General features: G+C 70.7%; 18 protein-coding genes. 5 read left to right on the forward strand and 13 right to left on the reverse strand.

Translation table 11 applies throughout. From position 1 onward, the window contains the following. Positions 1 to 15 precede the first annotated feature (15 nt). Genes ELQ92_RS14755 through ELQ92_RS14800 form a run of 10 tightly spaced genes read right to left on the reverse strand, consistent with a single transcriptional unit; the run spans position 16 to position 12,119 of the window. The gene (locus ELQ92_RS14755; protein WP_128500099.1) at positions 16 to 1,227 is read right to left on the reverse strand and encodes a M20 metallopeptidase family protein; all 1,212 of its coding nucleotides are present in this window, start codon (positions 1,225 to 1,227) and stop codon (positions 16 to 18) included. Then, a complete protein-coding gene (locus ELQ92_RS14760) occupies positions 1,224 to 1,865 on the reverse strand; it encodes an FMN-binding negative transcriptional regulator (RefSeq protein ID WP_128500100.1) in 642 nt (213 codons plus the stop codon). The genes ELQ92_RS14755 and ELQ92_RS14760 overlap by 4 nt, the downstream gene beginning before the upstream one ends. Then, positions 1,858 to 2,721 carry an alpha/beta fold hydrolase gene (locus tag ELQ92_RS14765; protein WP_166426811.1) on the reverse strand — a complete coding sequence of 288 codons (864 nt, stop codon included), beginning with the start codon at positions 2,719 to 2,721 and terminating at the stop codon, positions 1,858 to 1,860. Before ELQ92_RS14765 ends, ELQ92_RS14760 begins: the two co-directional genes overlap by 8 nt. Beyond that, entirely contained in the window at positions 2,721 to 4,211 is a 1,491-nt protein-coding gene (locus ELQ92_RS14770) for an amidohydrolase (protein WP_128500102.1), read from the reverse strand. The genes ELQ92_RS14765 and ELQ92_RS14770 overlap by 1 nt, the downstream gene beginning before the upstream one ends. Then, positions 4,208 to 4,996 (reverse strand): ABC transporter ATP-binding protein, encoded by a 789-nt coding sequence (locus tag ELQ92_RS14775; protein WP_128500103.1) that lies wholly within the window; start codon positions 4,994 to 4,996, stop codon positions 4,208 to 4,210. Before ELQ92_RS14775 ends, ELQ92_RS14770 begins: the two co-directional genes overlap by 4 nt. Continuing rightward, the gene (locus ELQ92_RS14780) at positions 4,993 to 6,774 is read right to left on the reverse strand and encodes a dipeptide/oligopeptide/nickel ABC transporter permease/ATP-binding protein (protein WP_128500104.1); all 1,782 of its coding nucleotides are present in this window, start codon (positions 6,772 to 6,774) and stop codon (positions 4,993 to 4,995) included. The genes ELQ92_RS14775 and ELQ92_RS14780 overlap by 4 nt, the downstream gene beginning before the upstream one ends. A 3-nt stretch (positions 6,775 to 6,777) precedes the next feature. Further along, positions 6,778 to 7,827 carry an ABC transporter permease gene (locus ELQ92_RS14785; protein ID WP_128500105.1) on the reverse strand — a complete coding sequence of 350 codons (1,050 nt, stop codon included), beginning with the start codon at positions 7,825 to 7,827 and terminating at the stop codon, positions 6,778 to 6,780. Positions 7,828 to 7,831: 4 nt separating this feature from the next. Continuing rightward, complete coding sequence (locus ELQ92_RS14790; RefSeq protein ID WP_208004411.1) at positions 7,832 to 9,415, reverse strand: ABC transporter substrate-binding protein; 1,584 nt, start codon at positions 9,413 to 9,415, stop codon at positions 7,832 to 7,834. After that, entirely contained in the window at positions 9,412 to 11,025 is a 1,614-nt protein-coding gene (locus tag ELQ92_RS14795) for a hydantoinase/oxoprolinase N-terminal domain-containing protein (RefSeq protein ID WP_128500106.1), read from the reverse strand. Before ELQ92_RS14795 ends, ELQ92_RS14790 begins: the two co-directional genes overlap by 4 nt. Next, entirely contained in the window at positions 11,022 to 12,119 is a 1,098-nt protein-coding gene (locus ELQ92_RS14800; RefSeq protein WP_128500107.1) for a DUF917 domain-containing protein, read from the reverse strand. The genes ELQ92_RS14795 and ELQ92_RS14800 overlap by 4 nt, the downstream gene beginning before the upstream one ends. A 73-nt stretch (positions 12,120 to 12,192) precedes the next feature. Between ELQ92_RS14800 and ELQ92_RS14805 the strand changes: the two genes are divergently transcribed. Further along, complete coding sequence (locus tag ELQ92_RS14805) at positions 12,193 to 13,692, forward strand: PucR family transcriptional regulator (protein ID WP_128500108.1); 1,500 nt, start codon at positions 12,193 to 12,195, stop codon at positions 13,690 to 13,692. Between the two features lie 102 nt (positions 13,693 to 13,794). Then, on the forward strand, positions 13,795 to 14,466 hold the full coding sequence (locus ELQ92_RS14810) for a class I SAM-dependent methyltransferase (RefSeq protein ID WP_128500109.1): 672 nt from the start codon (positions 13,795 to 13,797) through the stop codon (positions 14,464 to 14,466). A gap of 114 nt (positions 14,467 to 14,580) precedes the next feature. On the opposite strand, the gene ELQ92_RS14815 is transcribed toward ELQ92_RS14810, so the two are convergent. The 3 genes from ELQ92_RS14815 to ELQ92_RS14825 form a co-directional block, all read right to left on the reverse strand. Next, a complete protein-coding gene (locus tag ELQ92_RS14815; RefSeq protein WP_128500110.1) occupies positions 14,581 to 15,441 on the reverse strand; it encodes a siderophore-interacting protein in 861 nt (286 codons plus the stop codon). 74 nt (positions 15,442 to 15,515) lie between these two features. Beyond that, entirely contained in the window at positions 15,516 to 16,454 is a 939-nt protein-coding gene (locus ELQ92_RS14820) for a 5'-3' exonuclease (RefSeq protein WP_208004412.1), read from the reverse strand. Between the two features lie 119 nt (positions 16,455 to 16,573). Continuing rightward, complete coding sequence (locus ELQ92_RS14825; RefSeq protein WP_243695066.1) at positions 16,574 to 16,852, reverse strand: universal stress protein; 279 nt, start codon at positions 16,850 to 16,852, stop codon at positions 16,574 to 16,576. A gap of 133 nt (positions 16,853 to 16,985) precedes the next feature. Here ELQ92_RS14825 and ELQ92_RS14830 point away from each other — a divergent pair, with 133 nt between their 5' ends. From ELQ92_RS14830 to ELQ92_RS14840, 3 genes are read left to right on the forward strand one after another with little or no spacing between them, the layout of a single operon-like run. Next, positions 16,986 to 17,687 (forward strand): histidine phosphatase family protein, encoded by a 702-nt coding sequence (locus tag ELQ92_RS14830; RefSeq protein WP_128500113.1) that lies wholly within the window; start codon positions 16,986 to 16,988, stop codon positions 17,685 to 17,687. Between the two features lie 9 nt (positions 17,688 to 17,696). Next, a complete protein-coding gene (locus ELQ92_RS14835; protein ID WP_128500114.1) occupies positions 17,697 to 18,245 on the forward strand; it encodes a DUF3090 domain-containing protein in 549 nt (182 codons plus the stop codon). Then, complete coding sequence (locus tag ELQ92_RS14840; RefSeq protein WP_128500115.1) at positions 18,245 to 19,051, forward strand: SCO1664 family protein; 807 nt, start codon at positions 18,245 to 18,247, stop codon at positions 19,049 to 19,051. The genes ELQ92_RS14835 and ELQ92_RS14840 overlap by 1 nt, the downstream gene beginning before the upstream one ends. Positions 19,052 to 19,067: the final 16 nt, after the last annotated feature.

Genomic DNA, 19,067 nt, shown 5'->3' on the forward strand with positions numbered 1-19,067 from the left:
GATCAGGGTGGGGGGTCAGGGGTGAGTGAGGCGGTGCCATGCGAGGGTGGCCAGGGTCTCGGCCTGCATGGCCAGGACTCCGTCGTCGAAGACCGCGGTCGGAGAGTGCATGCCGGGCGCATGATCGGGGTCGACGTCGGTCGGGCGGGCACCGAGGAACACCAGGGTGCCGGGCACCTCCTCGAGCACGTAGGCGAAGTCCTCGGAGGCCATCGACGGACTGGGCATGCGGCTCACGTGGTCGGCTCCGTCCAGGCCGTCGAGGACGCCGAGGACCACCGACGTCTCGGCCGGGTCGTTGACGGTCACGGGATAGGAATCGACGTACTCGGTCGTGACCGCGCAACCGTGGGCCTCCCCGATCCCCACGACGAGCGGTGCGAGGCGCTCGCGGAGGAGGGTGAAGGTCTCCCGCGAGAGCGTGCGGATGTTCGCCTCGATCACGACACCCGTCGCGAGTACGTTGGCCGCCGCCGATTCGCTCGTGATCCGCGTCACCGAGAGGACCGCGGGATCCGTCGCGGGGACCCGGCGCGCCACGAAACTCTGGAGGGCCAGAACGATCTCCGCCGCGACGGGGACCGGATCGATCGCGTGCTCGGGGAAGGCGGCGTGGCCGCCCGTCCCACCGACCCGGACCCGGAGACCACTCGCGCTCGCCATGATGGGTCCGCTTCGCGTCACGAACGACCCACCGTCCGTGACGCAATCGACGTGCACGGTATAGGCGGCGACGGGCCGCTCGCCCGCCGCGTCGAGCACGCCCTCCTCGATCATGAGGCGCCCACCCGCGAAGCCCTCCTCGCCGGGCTGGAACATCGCGACGACGGTCCCGGGAAGCTCCGCACGGCGCTCGTGCAGAAGCCGGATCGCGCCGAGCAGGCCCGCCATGTGGAGGTCGTGGCCGCACGCATGCATCGCCCCCGTCGTGGAGGCGAACGGGAGCACCGTCGCCTCCACGATCGGGAGCGCATCCATGTCGGCGCGCAGCAGTACGACGGGTCCCGGCCGACCGCCCCGGAGAACCGCCGTGACGGACGAGAGTCCCCGCCCCAGCGACACCTCGAGGTCGAGACCCGCGAGTTCCTCGAGGATCACGGCTTGCGTGTCGGGGAGATCGAGGCCGACCTCCGCGCACGCGTGCAGTCGGCGGCGGACGTCGATCAGGTCGTCGAGTAGAGCGGATCCGTCGAACGGCCGTCCTCCCGCGCCCCCGGCCCCGCTCACGATCCCGACCCCGGCAGCAGCGCGCGCCGCATCCGGCGCGCCAGGGCGTCGTTCCGGTACGGACCCGGCTCCTCGAGCGCCGACACGACCCGTTCGACCACCTCCGGGGGCTTGTCCTGGCTCATCTTGTCCTTCGCCACGAAGCGCGCGACCCGCAGCCGGAAGCCGACCGTGCCGTGCACGATCCGTTCGGCGTACGCCGCGTTCTCGAGCGTCCGCCGCATCCGGTAGGGATTCGGCAGCGGATCCTCGAAGTGGTCGACGAGCCGTTCGAGGACGGCGAGGTTCTCCTCGTCGCTCAGGATCTCCGGGACGCCGTACGCGTGCACCGTCGCGAAGTTCCACGTCGGCACGGCGGCCGGGACGTCGTACCAGCCCGGCGAGACGTAACCGGAGGGGCCGGAGAAGATCACGAGCAGCTCGTGGGAGCCGAGCTCGTGGAGGCGCTCGTCCGGACGCCCGACGTGCGAGACGACCGTGATCTCGCCGCTCTCCTGCCCTTCCTCGAGGAGGAACGGATAGTGCGACGCGACGGGTCCGTCCGTCGTGGCGCTCACCATCGTCGCCCACGGCGCGGAGCGGATGAGCGCCCGCACCTCGTCGGGATCGGTCATCGCGTAGTCGGCGTTCTCACGCATCGGTTCCTCCCGTCGCTCGGCGCGCTGTGCGCACAATGATGTCGACGTAGTCCGGCCACAACGTCCGTTCGAGTCGATGTCCCATGCCCTCGAAGATCCGGAGCTCGGCGCCGGGGACGGCCTCGGCCGTGAGCTCGGCAGCGAGCGGCAGCAGGAGGGTGTCCTCGCTGCCGTGGACCACGGCCACAGGGATGGACAGGGAGCGGAGCCGCTCGAGGCGATCCGTCGCGCGGACCAGGGCGGCGCCGTGACGCAGGAACCCGTTCGGCTCGTAACCGCGATCGATCTGGCGGGCGGCGTGGCGTCGCTCGTCCTCCTCGTCGAACTCGAACGCCGGAGCGTGCATCGAGCGCTGGTAGCCGACGAACTGCTCGATGGCGTCCTCGCGCGCGAGTGCCTCGGCCGCGACCGGGGTGCTCTCGGCCGTCGCGGCCTCCGCCGCCGAGAGGTAGACGGGATCGAGTCCCGGGATCGAGGACAGCAGCACGATGCTCCGCACACGGTGGGCGTGATCGAGCGCGAGGTACTGCGCCATGATCGCGCCCATCGAGTGCCCCGCGAGGTGCGCGGAGGGCAGCCCGATGGTGTCGAGGATGCGCAGGACGTCCTCGGCCGCCTCCGCGACCGAGTAGCCGCCGTCGACGTCGCCGACCCCTCCGAAACGCTGTGAGAGGCCGGTGTCGCGGTGGTCGAAGCGGATCACCTGGAAGCCCTCGGCGACGAGGAGATCGACGAACTCGTCGCGCCAGTCGATGAGTTGCGTCGCACCCCCGCCGATGAGCACGAGGGGTTCGCCGCGCTCGTCGCCGGTCACCTCGAAGTGGATGCGGACGTCGTCGACCATCGTGACGGGCATCAGAGGCCGCCCTCGAGGTCGTTCCACGTCCATCGTCCGCCCAGCATGGTCGCGGCGACGGGCATCTCGCGGAGTTCCGTGGCCGTGGCCGTCAGCGGGTCGGCGTCGAGGACGACGAGGTCCGCGACCTCCCCCTCGGCGATCGTGTAGCGGCCACGTGCGCTCGCGGAGACGGCCAGGTCGACGGGCAGCGTCTGCTCGGGGTGCCACGGGTCGCGGCCGTCACGCGATCGCGAGACGGCCGCGGAGATCGCGAGCCACGGGTCGAGCGGCGCCACGGGCGCGTCGGAACCGAGGTGCACGGTCGCGCCGGCCTCGTGGAGGGAGCGGAACGCGAATGCCCGATCGGTGCGGCCGTGCCAGTGCCGGTCGGCGACGTCGCGGTCGTCCATCGCATGCTCCGGCTGGACGCTCGCGACGAGGCCGAGGCGCCCGAAACGCTCGAAGTCCTCGGCTGCGACGAGTTGCGCATGCTCGACGATCCCGGGAATGCCGAGGCCCTCGAATGCGTCGATCACCGCGGTGTTCGCCTGATCGCCGATCGCGTGCACGGCGGGGGCGATGCCGTTCTGGTGCGCCCGTCGGAGCAGCCCGACGAGTTGCTCCGGGCTCACGGCCTGGACGCCGTACGAGTGCGGGTCGGCCGGGTCGAGGCCCGGATACGGTGCCCAGCAGAACGCCGTCCGCGTGTTGAGGGAGCCGTCGACGACGATCTTCAACCGGCCGAACGAGATGAGACCGGCGTCGTCGAGACGGTCCCCGGTGCGCAGTCCCCGCCCGATCGCCTCCTCGAGCCGCTCGGGCCACACCGACCCCTCGACGCGAAGCGAATCGACCCCCGCGGCGACGCGCTCCGGCCAGATGGTCGCGTTGTCCTGGTTCTCGAACTCGACGATCCCGACGACGCCGCGTCGCGCCGCGTCGGCGGCGGCCGCACGATAGGACGCGAGGCCCGGCTGCGCACCACGGTCGTGCACGCCGAGGGCTCCGATCCACTCCGTCTCGCGGAGCATGCCGTCCTCCGGGAGGGTCAGCCCGTAGAGGCGCGCGGCGGCGGAGTTGAGCCAGCCGCAGTGCAGGTCTCCGCTGATGAGCATGAGCGGCCGGTCCGGCGCGATCTCGTCGAGCGCCGCGAGGCTCGGGGCGTCCGGCCAGAGGGCGTCGCGGAAGCCGTAGCCGACGAGAATGCGCGCGTCGGACGTCGGCAACGCTGCCCGCATGATCGCGACGGCTGCCGTGGCGCTGTCCGCGGGGGCCAGGTCGACACGCTCCCGCTTGACGACCCACTGCGTGAAGTGCACGTGTCCGTCCCAGAGCCCGGGGGCGAGCGTGCGCCCGTCGAGGGCGAGTTCCGGCACGCCGGGCACGACGAGCATGCGGCGGGCACTGATGCGGGCGATCCGTCCGCCGGCGACGAGCACGTCGCGGGGTTCGTCGACCCCGAGCAGTCGCGCGTCGCGCAGCAGGATCGGTCGGTCGGCGTCGGTCATGCGTCCTCCAGTTCGAGCGGTTCGCCCATGACGGGTACCGAGCGCAGCAACTCGCGCGTGTACGGATCGGCCGGGTGGGCGAGGACCGCCGACGTCTCGCCGTGTTCGACGATGCGGCCGGCGCGCATGACGCTCACCTCATCGCTCACGTAGCGGACGACGGCGAGATTGTGGGAGATGAAGAGCATCGTGAGGTCGAGTTCCTGCTGCAACTCGCGCAGGAGGTTCAGCACGACCCCCTGCACGGACACGTCGAGGGCCGACGTGATCTCGTCCGCGATGAGCACGGCGGGCTCAGCGGCGAGGGCGCGCGCGATGGTGATGCGCTGCCGCTGCCCTCCCGAGAACGCCGACGGCGATTCCCCCGCCCGCGCCGGGTCGATGTGCACCCGATCGAGGAGCGCGTGCACGCGGCTCTCGCGATCGATGCGGTTGTAGTACCTCCCGGTCGCGAGGAGACCTTCGGCGATCGAGGCGCCGATCGGCATGCGTGGGTCGAGAGCGCTGAAGGGATCCTGGAACACCATCTGCACACGGCGGCGCGCGAGCCGTGCTTCTCTCGCGCGATTCGTGATGTCGACGCCGTCGAGCAGGATCGATCCGCCCGAGACGGGCGTGAGCCCGACGGCGATCCGTGCCATCGTCGATTTGCCGCTGCCCGACTCCCCGACGAGCCCGTGGGTCGTGCCGGGACGTACGACGAGGTCGGCGGATTCGACGGCGACGTGGGCTGTGCGACCGTGGCCGTATGTGACGCTGACCCTCCGGAATTCGAGCTCGCTCATGCGACGACCTCCGTGTGCTCGGCCGTGGGATCGGTGGAAGCGCTCGTACCCGGTTCTCGTCCCGAGGGAGGTTCCGCATCGATGACGGGCAGCGGCTTGTCGCGGTCCGTCCCCATGTCGGGGACGCACGCGATGAGGCCGCGCGTGTAGGGGTGGCGGGCGTCGTCGAGCCGATCGGCGGCGAGCTCCTCGACGATCCGTCCTCCCCGCATCACGACGACCCGGTCGCAGAAGCCGCTGACGAGGGCGATGTCGTGGGAGATGAGCAGGATCGCGGCTCCCGTCGAGCGCTGCGCGTCCCGGAGGGCGCGGAGTACCTGGCGCTGCACCGTGACATCGAGGGCCGTCGTGGGTTCGTCGGCGATGATGAGCCGAGGGGTCCCCATGAGTCCCATGGCGATCATGGCGCGCTGGCGCATACCGCCCGAGAACTCGTGAGGGAGCTGTCGCAGTCTCCGGGCGGCATCGGGGATCCGGACGAGGGTGAGGGCCTCGATGGCCCGCGCCGCGGCGGCCGATCGACTCATCCGGCCGTGGATCTCGCTGACCTCGCGCAACTGGCGACCGACGGTGAGCGACGGGTTGAGCGAACTCAGCGGATCCTGGAAGATCATCGCCTGCTCGAGGGCGAGCCGGCGCTTCTCGACCGAGGTGGGCTCGCGGGTCATGTCGATGCCACGGAACACGAGGGAGTCGCTCTCCACGAGCGAATCGGGACCGAGGAGGCCGGCGGCCGCCATGGCCGTGACGGACTTGCCGGAGCCCGACTCCCCCACGATGCCGACGATCTCCCCCGGTGCCACGCTGAGCGTCACGCCGTGGACGCGTTCGACGAGACCGCCGTCCTCCGAACGGAAGGAGACGCGGAGGTCGACGGCCTCGACCACGGGAGCGGCCTCGGGGACCGTCGGGATCGCGCGGGTCTCGGCGCGTGATCGACGCGGCAGCGCGCGCAAGGTGCGATTCGAGCGCTTCTCGCTGAACAGCGCGCCGAGGAGGGAGAAGACCACACCGGTGAGGACGATCGCGATACCCGGGCCCATCGCGGCCATCGGGTCGACGTAGATGCGCCGGGCGCCCTCATTGAGCAACCGGCCCCAGTCGTACTCGGGCGCCTGGACGCCGAGGCCGAGGAAGGACAGGGCCGCGAACGACAGGAGGGTGACGGACGCGTGCGACGCCGTGTTGACGAGCAGCGGCGGGAGGATGTTGGGCACGACGTGACGCACCGACGTCCGGAGCGGACTGCTCCCGAGGATGCGCGCGGCGTGCACGAAGTCGCTCCCCGCGACCGAGGAGGCGAGCGTCGACACGAGACGGCCGAACACGGGGATACCCGCGAAGCCGACGGCGAGCATGGCTCCCGTCGCCGTGGTGCCCCAGATGACGGAGAAGAACAGGGCGAGGAGCAGCCACGGGAACGACAGCAGGATGTCGATGAGCGCGTTGACGAGCCGGCGCGCGACCGGGGGCAGCACGGCGGCGATGATGCCGACGAGCACGCCGCCGATCACGGAGATGCCGGTCGCGCCGAGCGTGAGCAGGACGGAGACCCGCGTCGCGACGATCACGCGGGCGAGGAGGTCTCGGCCGAGCTCATCCGTTCCGAAGGGGTGCTCGAGGCTCACCCCTTGCTGCCGACCGGCGATGTCGCGCGCCGTCGCCGCCTCGCCGAAGAGGACGGGGCCGAAGACCGTCGCGAGGAGTACGACGACGCCGCCGATCATGACGGTGATCCCCGCGGGAGTCCGAAGCGTCCGGGTGAATCGAGTGGACATGGGTCAGGCCTCCGCGATCGCCGAGCGCGGGTCGAGCGCGGCCAAGGCGAGATCGATGAGCAGGTTGGCGGCGAGGACGAGGATCGCGTAGACGAGCACGACGCCCTGAATGAGCGGGTAGTCCTTCGCCGTGATGGAGGAGACGATCGTCGACCCGATGCCCGGGATGACGAAGACCGTCTCGATGAGCACGGTGCCGGCGACGAGCCCGACGAGCACGACCCCTCCGGCCGTGAGCGTCGCGGCCACGATGTTCGGCAGGGCGTGACGGACGTAGAGGATCTGGTTCGGCAGCCGCTTGCTGCGCGCCGTGGTGAGGTAGGGCTCGTCGAGGACGCGCAGCATCTCGACGTGCACGATGCGCGAGAGGTACGCGAGTGGGCCGACCGCGAGGGCGATGACCGGGAGCACGACCTGCGACGGCTGCCCCCAGCCGGCTGGCGGGAACGCCTGGAGGCCGACGCTGAAGACCGAGATGAGGAGGACCGCGAGCAGGAAGTTCGGCACCGCGATGAGGACACCGAGCAGTCCCGAGGCGCCGAGGTCCGCGGCGCGGTGGCGGCCGCTCCGCGACGACACGGCCGTCGCGACGCCGATCGGGAACGCTCCGAGCGCCGCGACGACGAAGGAGATCACGGACAGGAGCAGCGTCGTCGGGAGTCGCTCGGCGAGCGTCGCCCCGACCGGCCGCTGCGACGTGACCGAGACGCCGAGGTCGCCCGTGACGAGTCCCCGCAGGTAGTCGAGGAACTGCTGGCCGAGCGGGAGGTCGAGACCGAGCTCCCGTCGGAGGGCCTCGACAGCCTCGGGAGACACGGTGGGACCGAGCGCGGCCCGCACCGGGTCGCCCGGGACGAGGTGGACGAGGAAGAACGAGGCGATCAGCACGATCACGAGCGAGACGACGGCGCGGAGAAGACGCCGCAGGACGAACGCGAGTCGCGGTGAGCCGACGAGCTGACGGAGCCGATCCCCCCGGTCACCGGACGCCGGCGTCACCGGGGTCGGAGAGGCGAGGACCGAGGCCGGGCTCGGCGCCGGGGGGATGGTCATGAGGTCAGCCCAGCATTCTGATGGTGGTCGGGGCGATGCTGCCCGGCATCTCCAGCGTGGCACCGTTCAGCCACGTCGGCGACTCCGTGTCGGCGAGCGGGAACGTGTCGACGCGGTCGATGAGCTCCTTCTCTGCCTGCAGCCAGAGGTCGCACGCGGTCTCGGCGTCGGGAGCCGTGAAGGCCTGCTCCGCGAGCGTGTTGTACTCGGGGTTCGTGACCGACATGAAGTTGTAGCCGCCGTTCTCACTCGTCGCGCCGAGGAAGAACAGGCTCAACACGACCGGGCTCGACGGGGCGAGCTGGATGAAGCCGGTGTCCCAGTCGTACGTCTGGTAGAGGTCGGTCGACCAGCCCGTCGGGTCCTCGGCGACGAGGTCCGTTGTGATCCCGAGCTCCGACCACTCAGCCTGGACCTCCTCCGCGGCCGCACCGTGGGTCGGGGTGGCGCCGTCGTAGAGGAAGCGGATCGTCAGTCCGCGATCGCCGTCCGCGTCCGCGGTGTACCCGGCTTCGTCGAGCAGTTCGGCGGCCGCGTCGACGTCGGGGTCGGGGAGCTCCCACAGGGGTCCGTCCGAGACGCACGTGAGCGGGATCTTGTTCACGAGCGAGACCGACTCCTGGTAGTTGCCGTCCGTGACGAGTTCGCCGATCGCCTCACGGTCGAGGGCGAGCGTGAGCGCCTGGCGCACGCGGACGTCGGACGTCGGCCGGTCCTCGCGCTCGTTGAAGAGCATCTGCCCGATGGGGTTCAGGATGCCGACGGAGTCGAGGCCGGCGGCCTCGACGCGCTCACGGTCGGGACCGATGATGGGGGCGGCGTTGAGCTCGCCCGAGAGCAAGAGGTTGGCGGAAGTGGCCTCGTCCGTCACGACGCGCGCGACGATCTCGTCGGGCAGTCCCTCGGTCTCGCTCGTGACGTCCTCTGGACCCCACGTGTAGCCGTCGCGCTTCGTGTACGTGTATTCGGAGCCGGCGGCGACGTCGGTGAGCTCGAAGAGCGCCGTACCGTTCGTCGTGTCGGCGAGGGACGCCGGGTCGTCGAGGCCGGCCTGGCAGACCATCTCGACGGCGCCCGTGCTCTGGAGGAGGAACGGATTGTTGGTCGCGCTCTCGATCGTGAGGACATTGCCGTCGGCGGACGCCGTCATGTCCTCCGTCACATTCGAGCCGTACCAGAACGTGCCATTGTCGGGGTCCGCCTGGTACGCGAAGTTCGCAGCCGCCGTCTCGGCGGTGAACTCCGTGCCGTCGGCGCACGTGAGGCCCTCCTTGAGGGTGTACGTGATCGAGGTGCCGGACTCCTCCCAGCTCTCCGCCATCCACGGCACCGTCTCGCCCTCCGGCGTGATGTAAACGAGCGACTCGTAACCGAACGGCACGAGGGCGCGCTGCGCGAGGTTGACGCCCGTGAGCGGCGACAAGTCGCCCGGATCCTCGTTGAGGCTCATCGCGAAGGTGCCGCCTGAGACGAAGTCCTCCGGGTCGGCGCTCTCGCCTCCGCCGGTGCTCGCGCCGCACGCGGTGAGCACGAGTGCTGTGCTGATGGCGGTCGTCGTGATGACGGCCCGCCGGACGTTCCTGATCATGAGTTGCCCTTCGTCGAGTACGAAACGGGTGGTGCAGGGGTGTCGGTGCGTTCGATCCGGGCGAGGGGTCCCGCTGCCTTCACGGACACTTTGAGGGTCGGGCGCGTCGCGTACGAGACGGGCGTCTCGAGTACGTCGACGACCTCGACGGTGCGGGGGTCGGCCCCCGCTTGGATGGCGCGTTCGATCGCCTGCCGGCTCGCGGCCTCGATCGCGTCGAGCCGGTCGGCGTAGTCGCCCATGTGGTCGGCTCGACCGCCCGCGAGGGCGATCGCCGCCCCGACCGCGTTCGCGACGTTGCCGCGCTCCGGTCGGAGCACGTCGCTCGCCCCGGAGATGCGGTCGGGGACGAGGAAGCCGCCGCCGCCCACCACGACGAGCGGGAGGTTCGTGCGTCCGAGCGACATACGCTCGACGGCCGATTCGATCCGGTCGCGGGCGATCGCGAGGGCCTCGATGAGGGCACCGCGCGTCGCCTTGTCCAGGGAGGGCAGCGAGCGACCGGCGATGACGCCGGGCTCCGCGGCCGCCGCGGCGTCCGTCAACGTCGCGGTCCCGCCGCCGAAGACGAGCGCCTCCTCGGAGATGCGGTGTCCCACCGAGTCGGAGAGGGGCACGCCGTTCGCGAGGTCCACGATCGTGCCACCGCCGACACCGAGGCTGAGGATGTCGGGCATCCGGAAATTCGTGCGCACTCCGCCGATCTCCCGCGGGAGGGTGGACTCCCGTGGGAAGCGGTCGACCAGCACCCCGAGGTCGCTCGTCGTGCCGCCGACGTCGACGACGATCGCGTTCTCGGCACCGGAGAGGCGGGCGGCCCCACGGATCGAGTTCGCCGGCCCCGAGCCGATCGTGAGCACGGGGTAGCGCGCCGCGTACTCGACGGCCATGAGGGTTCCGTCGTTCTGGGCGAAGAAGGTGTCGGCGTCGAGCCGCTCGTCGGCGACGGCCACGAGCAACGCCTCCGTCACCTCCCGTGCGACGCGGTAGAGCGCGGCGTTCAGGACGGTCGCGTTCTCCCGCTCGAGCAGGCCGAGCGCTCCGACCTCGTGGCTGAGCGAGACAGGGATGTCGGGTCCGAGATGCTCCCGGACGAGCGATGCGACCTCGAGCTCCTGGTCCGGGAACGACGGGCTGAAGATGCCGCACACGGCCACGGCGTCCGCCGTTCCCGTGTGCTCGTCGAGGAAACGACGGATGCCGTCGACGTCGAGGCTCGAGATGGGGTAGCCGTCGACGAGATGCCCGCCTCCCGCGAGCAACGAGCCGGCGAGGATCGTGTCGCGCAACTCGACGGGCCACCCGGCGAGGGGCGGGAAGTCGGTCGAGGCGGGGGCGCCGAGCCGGATCACGGCGACGCGGCCGAGGTCACGGCGCCGGACGATCGCGTTCGTCGCGTGTGTAGTGCCGAGCATGACGCGTGAGACATCGTGACGACGAGTTCCGATGTCGGCGAGCACGGCCGCGAGAGCCGCTCGGATCCCACCCGTCACGTCGACGGTCGTGGCCTGCTTCGTCCACGCGATGACACGGCCGTCGTCATCGAGCACGACGGCGTCGGTGTTGGTGCCACCGACGTCGATGCCGACCGAGAGGTCCCGGGCGCTCATCGCACGGCCTCCGTCCGCGGAGTGAACGGCACGTACTCGAGGTCGTACCCGAAGGCGTCCGGACCGGCGAGCTCGAGGCCGCGCTCCGTCCGCCACAAGGGATCGCAGGCCCACGCGAGCACGCTCACGCGCTGACCGAAGCGGAGGAGCTCCGTGGAGATCGCCTCGCCCGTCTCGGTGTCGACGATGGTGATGAGGTCGGGCACGCTCACGATGATCTCGCCGTCCTCGATGACGACGAGGTTCTCGTTCTGGATCTCGACGCGCAGGAGGCGTCCCCGGTCGGTGCCGATGCCTTGGATCGTGACCGAGCCGCGCGTGAAGCCGCCCTCGGTGAGCCGTTCGATGTCGATGACCTTGCCGCCGACGAGAACGTCGGCGGCAAGCTCGTCGGCCATGTCGGCGACGGGGTCCGTGGATGCGAGGAGACGCCTGCCCACCTCGATCGCACGGGTGACGGTGCCCTCGATGACCGCTCCCGGCGCCGTCTCCGCGGTCAGCAGGTAGTGCGCTCCGATCGCGATGCCGCCCGCCGCGACGGTGAAGGCGCGGGCGTGGCGCTCGAGCCAGGCCATGTCGAGGGTGCGGAGAACGCTCACGTTGCCGACGACGTCGCCCATGACGGCGAACTCGCTCGCGAGTCCCGCGACGTTCATCGAGATCATGGTCGACTTCGGGAACGCCCGTCCCATCCCGTCGGCGTCGAGCACGGCGACGCCGAGCGAGGCGGCCCACCCCACGGGTGAGACACCGTTGCTGCCGCCGATCTCTGCGGCCATGACCGCCGTGACGGGGCGCTCGATGATGCGTTCGACCTCGGCGATGAGCGTGTGCACCTGGGCGCTCGCGCCGAGCATCTCGATGCCGACGGAAGGAGCACCGATCCCCGACAGCAGGATGACCGCATCGTCGGGGCCGAGTTCGGAGACCTGCATCAGGCGGACCGGCCCGAAGCGCTCGATCGACGTCTCGACGGAGAGCTGCACCGTGTGCACGGCACCCCCGCCTCCGGTCCCGAAGACGGCCGCGCCCGCCGCGAGGGGCGCGACGTCGTCGCGTGTGATGAGCCGCAAGGGCTCGCTCGTGGTGCTCATGATTCGAGCGTAGGAATACTTCTCCCTCGCGACAATGTGGCGACGGAACCGGGAATCAGGAGAGACTGTGCTCATGGAACAAACGACGTCGGACCGCGTCGAGCTCGGGGAGATCATCGAGCAAGCGGAGCGCTTCCGCACGCGGGTGCTCACGGGCGACCCCGACGGCGTCGAAGTGCTCGGCGTCGAGATGCTCGCTCTCGACGATCTCGCGCGCGCGACGCGCGGCAGCCTCGTGATCGCCACTCTTCCCACGGCCGAAGCGCCTCGGGCGTACCAGATCGACATCGCCGTGCGGCGGACGATCTCCTCGGGAGCGGCCGTGCTCGTCCTCACCGGCGACGTGACCCTCTCGGAGACCTCCCGGACCCTCGCCCGCCGAGGCGCGCTCGTGATCCTCGGAGCGGACGCGGCACCGAGCGAGCTCGCGGTCTTCGTCGACCGCCTCGTCCGGCGAGGCGCGGCCGGTGCGCTCTCCCGCGCCGAGCATGCGATCGAGGCGGTGAGCCGAGCCGCCGACGCCGGGACCGACGACATCCGGACCGTGGTTCTCGAAGTGGCGAGCGCCGCCTTGAGCGTCGACGTGCACATCGACGAGGTGCCGGGCGTGCGCTGGTCCGACGCCGACGCGGTGTGCATCGGTGAGGTCCCGATCGGTCGCCTCGTCGCGGCGCGCGACGACCCCGCCGTGTCGATCGCCCGCCCGGTGATCGCCTCGGTGCTCTCGCGCGCCCTCTCCCGCGAGACGCAGGACCGGTTCGGACCGGTTCGGTCCCGCGCCGACCTGATCGTCGAGCTGCTCTTCGCCGAGTCGTCCCGCATCGACGGTCTCGCCGTCGATGCGGCGCGCGCCGGCCTGCCCGTGCAGCTCTCCCACTCCGTCGCGTGGCTCATCCCTCGCGTTCCCGACGACCGCGAGCGCCGCGTCCCGCCGTCGCTCGTCGCCGCCCTCGAGGTGCGGGCGCTCCAGCTCGTCGACGACCGTGACGAGACGTGGCACGTCGCGGCGTTCCACGACGATCTGCTCATCGTCGCATCGGAGGAGCTCGGTGCCGCCGACCATCAACGACGCCTCCGCGACGTCGTCGAGCGCTTCGTCGAGCAGGCAGCCGTGCTCGTCGGTACGGAGTGGACCTTCACGATGGGCCTCGGGACCCCCCAGAGCGGGGCAGGCGGACTCCGTCAGTCGGCTACGGAAGCGCGCATCGCCGCGGAATCGGCCGTCGCAGGTGGGCGTCTCGGAGCGGTCGAGGTCACGGACGTCACCGGGCTGCGTCGCGTCCTGCTCGACTTCTACGCGTCTCCCCTCAGTCGCACACTGCTCGATGACGTGCTCGCCCCGCTCGACGCCCTCGGGCCCGAACGCGCCGAGACGTCCGTGCGGACCCTGCTCGCGTATTTGAGCACGCGCAACTCTCTCGCGCGGGCCGCCGAGATCCTCACGCTGCATCCGAACGCCGTGAACTACCGGATCCGCCGCATCGAGCAGACGCTCGAGCTCGAGCTCGACGACCCGGACGTCCGCTTCGCCCTCGAACTCGCGTGCCGCCTCCGCCTCGTCTCGAGTCGCTGATCGCGCTCTCCCACCGATGTGCGGGCGGTTGCGAGCGATCGCGTGTTGCCGAGACAGCAACGCAGCTGGGCCACCGACGCAGTGCGGCCGTAGCGTCGGCGTATGAGCCACGACCACGCCCCTTGGGACGCAGCAGCCCACCGGCCGGCGAGCGACATGTTCGAGCCCGCGGCCTGGGAGGACCGGTACTCCGGCGACGAGAGCGTCTGGAGCGGGCACCCGAACGCTCAAATCGTGGCCGAGGCCTCCCGGCTCCCGCCGGGCACGGCGCTCGACGTCGGGTGTGGTGAGGGCGGTGACGTCGTCTGGCTCGCGCGGCAGGGCTGGACTGTGACGGGCGCCGACTTCAGCGCCAACGGCCTCGCGCGCGCCGCTCGTCACGCCGTGAGCGCCGGCGTCGCGGCGCGGACCGACTGGTGGCAGGTCGATGCGCACAGCTTCGGTTCCGGAGGCCGCGAGTACGACCTCGTGACCACGCACTTCCTGCATCCGCCGGACGGTGGAATGGTGGATGTCACGCGTCGGCTCGCCGCGGCCGTCGCGCCCGGCGGCCACCTCCTCGTGGTCGGGCATGCGCCGTCGGCCGTCATCACGCAGCTCTCGGAGAGCCACCGACGCGCGATGTTCCACGCCGAGGAGCTCCTGCCCGCGCTGCCGGCGGGATTCGAGGTGATCGCCGCCGAGGAACGGCCCCGTACCATGACCCGTGACGGCGTCACGATGGACGTCCACGACGCGACGCTCGTCGCCCGACGGCGACCGACGGAGAACTGAGCCCCGTACCGGTCCGTGACCCCACGGTCGCTGAGCTGGTCGAAGCGCCCCACACGTGCACACGGACGACGGTCACCACCCGTCGACAAGCTCAGGGACCGAAACGCTTCCCCGTCAGTCGGAGACGGGCTCGATGACGCCGATCGGTTCGCGTTTCTCGGCCTGGAACCGGTCCTCGGTTCGGCCCTGCGCCCAGTACCCGGACAACGAGAGTTCAGAGCGCTGCACGCCACGCTCGCGGAAGAGGTTCCGGAGGCCCTTCATCGCCTCACGCTCGCCGTGCGCGAAGATCTGCGGCCGCCCGTCGAGCCAGGGCACCGCGGTGACGGCGTCGACGAGGAGCGCCGGCTCGACCCCGTGCACCCAACGGACGACGACACCGCTCGGGGCGGGCAGCTCGATCTCCTCGGACACGTCCGGCACCTGCACGAACACGAGTCCGCGCGCCTCCCGCGGGAGCTCGTCGAGCGCGGCCGCCGCAGCGGGAAGGGCAGACTGATCGACGGCGAAGAGGTGCCAGTCGGACTCCGGATCCGGCCGATAACCGCCTCCGGGTCCCGCGAAGGTGAGACGGTCGCCCGGGCGCGCGCCGTCCGCCCAGGGGCCGGCGAGACCGTCCGATCCGTGCACGACGAAATCGATCGTGAGGATGCGGGCGATCGTGTCGATGGCTCGGACGGTGTACGTGCGCGTGACGGGCAGATCCTCCGGGGCGAGGGTCTCGCGCAGTGCGGCGACGTCGTACGGCGGCTCGAGATCGAGCTCGGGCTTTGCGAAGAAGATCTTCACGTACGCGTCGGTGCTGTCGTTCGGCGCGAAGGCCTCGAACTGGTCGCCACCGAGGACGATGCGCACGAGGTGCGGGGTCAGCTGCTCGCGACGCACGACCTCGAGGGTGATCTGCGGACGGGCCGGCCGCTGAGGTCGGGCGGAACGCTCGGGATGGTCGGGGATCGTCGCATCGATGGAGGACATGGGCGGGCTCCTTAGGTGACCCTTACATTCCATCACGGTCCGAGGTCCCGCGGTGCACCCTCCCCCTCCTGGGGTCAGGCGTGCGTGTCGAGGGCAGCGAGGAGCCGCGTGACCGAGCCGCCGAGGTTCCACTCGTCGCGCAGCCGCTCGAGCTCGGCGCGCGACTCCCCGGTCACGGGCCGCAGCGTCGCACCGACCTCGTCGAGCGGCGGCAGGTCGAGATCAGGGACCACGCGGACGACGGCCGGCGCGACCGCCAGGTAGTCGGCCGCGGCCTCGAGCTTCGCCCGCACCGACGCCGACAGTCCGGCATCGTCCGATTCGACCGCATCGAGGAGCGCGTCGAGCGTCCCGTACTCGCCGAGCAGCGACGCCGCCGTCTTCTCACCGATCCCCGCGACCTCGGGCAGGCCGTCGGATGCGTCACCGCGCAGGGTCGCATAGTCGGCGTACTGCTCGGGCAGCACGCGGTACTTCTCGACGACCTGCTTCGCCGTGAGGACCTCGAGGTTCTTCATCCCCTTGGCGGTGTACACGACGCGGACGTCGCGGTCGTCGTCGATCACCTGGAAGAGATCGCGATCACCCGTGACGACGTCGACGGGCGAGGGCGCATGGCGCGCGTAGGTCCCGATGACGTCGTCGGCCTCGTGATCCGGGGCACCGACGACCGCGATCCCCGCGAGCTGCAGCACCACCCGGATCAACCGGATCTGGACCGTCAGTCCCTCTGGGACCGTCTCGACGTCGAGCCCGTCGGACGTCGTGCGCGCCAGTCTCTGCGCCTTGTAGCTGGGAACGAGCGCCACCCGCCACGTCGGACGCCAGGTATCGTCCCAGCAGGCCACGAGGTCCGACGGGCCGAACTCCGCCGTGAGTCGAGCGATCATGTCGAGTAGCCCGCGAACAGCGTTCACCGGAGTGCCGTCCGCGCGGCGGATGGAGTCGGGTACGCCGTGGAAGGCGCGGAAATACAACGACGCGGTGTCGAGGAGCATCAGGCGATCGGTCATACGCGATCGTGACACGTCGACCCTCGCGGCCGCGCGCGCCCGGAGCCTGATCGGGGCGGACGCGGGGAGGCTCGGCGCCGACGGAACAGGAGTCCGGCCGATTCCCGCGAGTCGCGGCGCTACCGCGGCGTCCGGAGCGGGCGGCACACGAGAACGGGACGCCGGGCGGAGTGCTGGATGCGCTGAGCGGTGCTGCCGACGAGGATCGTCTCGCTCAGTCCCTTCCCACCGCTCGCCACGACCACGAGATCCGCTGACAGGTTCTCGGCCGCCCGGACGATCTCCGTCGCGGGCGATCCGCTGCGGATCTTCGTGACGATTCTCGGCCCCCACCCCTCGAAGTCGGAGGCCACGATGTCCAGGGCGGCCGTCGCCTCGGCGCGGAAGCTCAACTCCACGGGGGCGGAACCCGCCTTCCGGCGCGGACCCAGCTCGTTCGCGACGGAAGAGCGAATCCCCCCACCCCGATCGGTCGCGGTTGTCGTGCTCCGCCCGGACGAGAGGCCCGTTGGCGCGCTTAGGCTGAGGAGCATGGCCACAGTGATCCTCGTCCGGCACGGCCGAACGACGGCGAACGCGAGTGGCGTCCTCGCGGGCCGGATGGACGGCGTACTCCTCGACGACGTCGGTCGTGCGCAAGCTGCTCGCACCGCCGAGCGCCTCGCAGCGGTCCCACTCGTCGGCGTCGTCTCGAGCCCGCTCGAACGGTGCCGTCAGACGGCCGGGTTCATCCTCGACCGGCAGGAGGGCTCTCCCACGGCACCGCTCGAGGAGGGCATCACGGAGTGCGACTACGGCGAGTGGCAGGGCCGGACCCTCACAGATCTCGGTGGCGAGCCGCTCTGGTCGACGGTGCAGAAGCAGCCATCGGCCGTGACGTTCCCCGCCGGGGAGTCGATGCTCACGATGCAATCCCGCTCCGTCTCCGCGGTTCGGCGCCTCGATGCGGAGTTCGAGGCCGAACACGGAGGGGGTGCCGTCTGGGTCGCGGTGAGCCACGGCGACATCATCAAGTCGGTTCTGGCGGACGCGTACGGCATGCACCTCGACCTCTTCCAGCGCATCTCGGTCGGCCCGGCGTCCGTCTCGATCGTGCGGTACGGACCGGACCGGCCGGACGTGATCGCGACGAACACCGATTCCGGCGACCTCTCCTGGCTCCGCGCACAACCCGAGGCGGGAGATGTCCCCATCGGCGGCGGAGCGGGACCCGAGAGTCCCACGCGCTCCTAACATAGAGATATGCCTTCGATCGTCCACGAACACGACTGGCCGGACCGCGTCATCGTCGGCACGGTCGGCCGCCCCGGCGAGCGCACGTTCTACTTGCAGGCGCGTTCGGGTCGTCGCCTCGTGAGCGTCGCTCTCGAGAAGGAGCAGTCGGCCGTGCTCGCGGAGAAGATCGACGAGATCCTCGACAGCCTCATGGCCGCGCAGGGTGACTCCCTCACCATCCCCGCCGACACTCCCGTCGAGCTCGTCGACAACGAGCCCCTCGAGCAGCCCGTCGACGAGCAGTTCCGCGCCGGGACCATGGCCCTCGGCTGGGACCCCGCGACGTCGCAGATCACCCTGCAGGCCTACTCGCTCGTCGACGAGGACGAGGACCCGGACGACCCCCTCGCGTCAGAGCCGGAAGAGGTCCTCCTGCTCAAGATGCCCGTCGGCACGGCCCGCGCGTTCGCGAAGCGCACCCGCGAGATCGTCGGCTCCGGGCGCCCCATCTGCCCCTTCTGCGCCCAGCCCATGGACCCGAAGGGTCACACCTGCGAGCTGCCCGGCCTCCTCTGATGGCTCCCGTCGAGGAAGGGCGCGAGGAAGGGCGCGAGGAAGGGCGCGAGCACGATCTCGACGGCGGGCTCGAGCTCACGGGCCGTATCACCACGGCGTCCAACGCGACGTTCCTCGGCACGATCGGAGACACCTCCGTCGTCTACAAGCCCATCGCCGGCGAACGTCCCCTCTGGGACTTCCCCGACGAGTCGCTCGCGATGCGCGAGGTCGCCGCGTACCTCGTCTCCGAGTCGTTCGGGTGGAACGTCGTCCCCCGCACCTGGCTTCGTGGCGGTCCGCTCGGGATGGGCATGGTCCAGTTGTGGAAGGACGCCGACCCCGAGCAGGACGCCGTCGATCTGGTTCCGGCCGACGAGGTGCCCGACGAGGGCTGGCGCTTCGTCTTCGACGGGGTCGACGAGGACGACCGTGTCGTCGCGCTCGTGCACGAGGACACGGCGGCGCTCCGCCGCATGGCCGTCTTCGACATCGTCGTCAACAACGCCGACCGCAAGGGCGCCCACATCCTCGCGATGCCCGACGGTCACCGCCACGGCGTCGATCACGGTCTGACCTTCCACGAGGAGTACAAGCTGCGCACGGTGCTCTGGGGCTGGCTCGGGGAGCCTCTCTCCCCCGAGGAGCTCGCCGGGCTCGACCGCGTCCTCGAGGACCTCTACGGCACGCTCGGCGACGAGTTGTCCGGTCTGCTCACGATCGCCGAGACCGACGCCCTCGCGGCGCGCCTCGAGGGGCTCCGCTCCGGGGCGGTGTTCCCCTCCCCCTCCGCACACATGCCGGCGGTCCCGTACCCGCTGTTCTGAGCACGGCGACCGCCGG

The organism is Labedella populi (genome assembly GCF_004078655.1).
Lineage (GTDB): Bacteria > Actinomycetota > Actinomycetes > Actinomycetales > Microbacteriaceae > Labedella > Labedella populi.

Excerpts from the sequence above, each read along its gene's own strand:
- ELQ92_RS14820 (WP_208004412.1), bottom strand. The coding sequence starts at position 16,454 with ATGACCGATCGCCTGATGCTCCTCGACACCGCGTCGTTGTATTTCCGC.
- ELQ92_RS14840 (WP_128500115.1), top strand. The coding sequence starts at position 18,245 with ATGGCTCCCGTCGAGGAAGGGCGCGAGGAAGGGCGCGAGGAAGGGCGC.
- ELQ92_RS14830 (WP_128500113.1), top strand. The coding sequence starts at position 16,986 with ATGGCCACAGTGATCCTCGTCCGGCACGGCCGAACGACGGCGAACGCG.
- ELQ92_RS14835 (WP_128500114.1), top strand. The coding sequence starts at position 17,697 with ATGCCTTCGATCGTCCACGAACACGACTGGCCGGACCGCGTCATCGTC.
- ELQ92_RS14790 (WP_208004411.1), bottom strand. The coding sequence starts at position 9,415 with ATGATCAGGAACGTCCGGCGGGCCGTCATCACGACGACCGCCATCAGC.
- ELQ92_RS14800 (WP_128500107.1), bottom strand. The coding sequence starts at position 12,119 with ATGAGCACCACGAGCGAGCCCTTGCGGCTCATCACACGCGACGACGTC.
- ELQ92_RS14795 (WP_128500106.1), bottom strand. The coding sequence starts at position 11,025 with ATGAGCGCCCGGGACCTCTCGGTCGGCATCGACGTCGGTGGCACCAAC.
- ELQ92_RS14805 (WP_128500108.1), top strand. The coding sequence starts at position 12,193 with ATGGAACAAACGACGTCGGACCGCGTCGAGCTCGGGGAGATCATCGAG.
- ELQ92_RS14760 (WP_128500100.1), bottom strand. The coding sequence starts at position 1,865 with ATGCGTGAGAACGCCGACTACGCGATGACCGATCCCGACGAGGTGCGG.
- ELQ92_RS14775 (WP_128500103.1), bottom strand. The coding sequence starts at position 4,996 with ATGAGCGAGCTCGAATTCCGGAGGGTCAGCGTCACATACGGCCACGGT.
- ELQ92_RS14810 (WP_128500109.1), top strand. The coding sequence starts at position 13,795 with ATGAGCCACGACCACGCCCCTTGGGACGCAGCAGCCCACCGGCCGGCG.
- ELQ92_RS14770 (WP_128500102.1), bottom strand. The coding sequence starts at position 4,211 with ATGACCGACGCCGACCGACCGATCCTGCTGCGCGACGCGCGACTGCTC.
- ELQ92_RS14785 (WP_128500105.1), bottom strand. The coding sequence starts at position 7,827 with ATGACCATCCCCCCGGCGCCGAGCCCGGCCTCGGTCCTCGCCTCTCCG.
- ELQ92_RS14780 (WP_128500104.1), bottom strand. The coding sequence starts at position 6,774 with ATGTCCACTCGATTCACCCGGACGCTTCGGACTCCCGCGGGGATCACC.
- ELQ92_RS14765 (WP_166426811.1), bottom strand. The coding sequence starts at position 2,721 with ATGCCCGTCACGATGGTCGACGACGTCCGCATCCACTTCGAGGTGACC.
- ELQ92_RS14815 (WP_128500110.1), bottom strand. The coding sequence starts at position 15,441 with ATGTCCTCCATCGATGCGACGATCCCCGACCATCCCGAGCGTTCCGCC.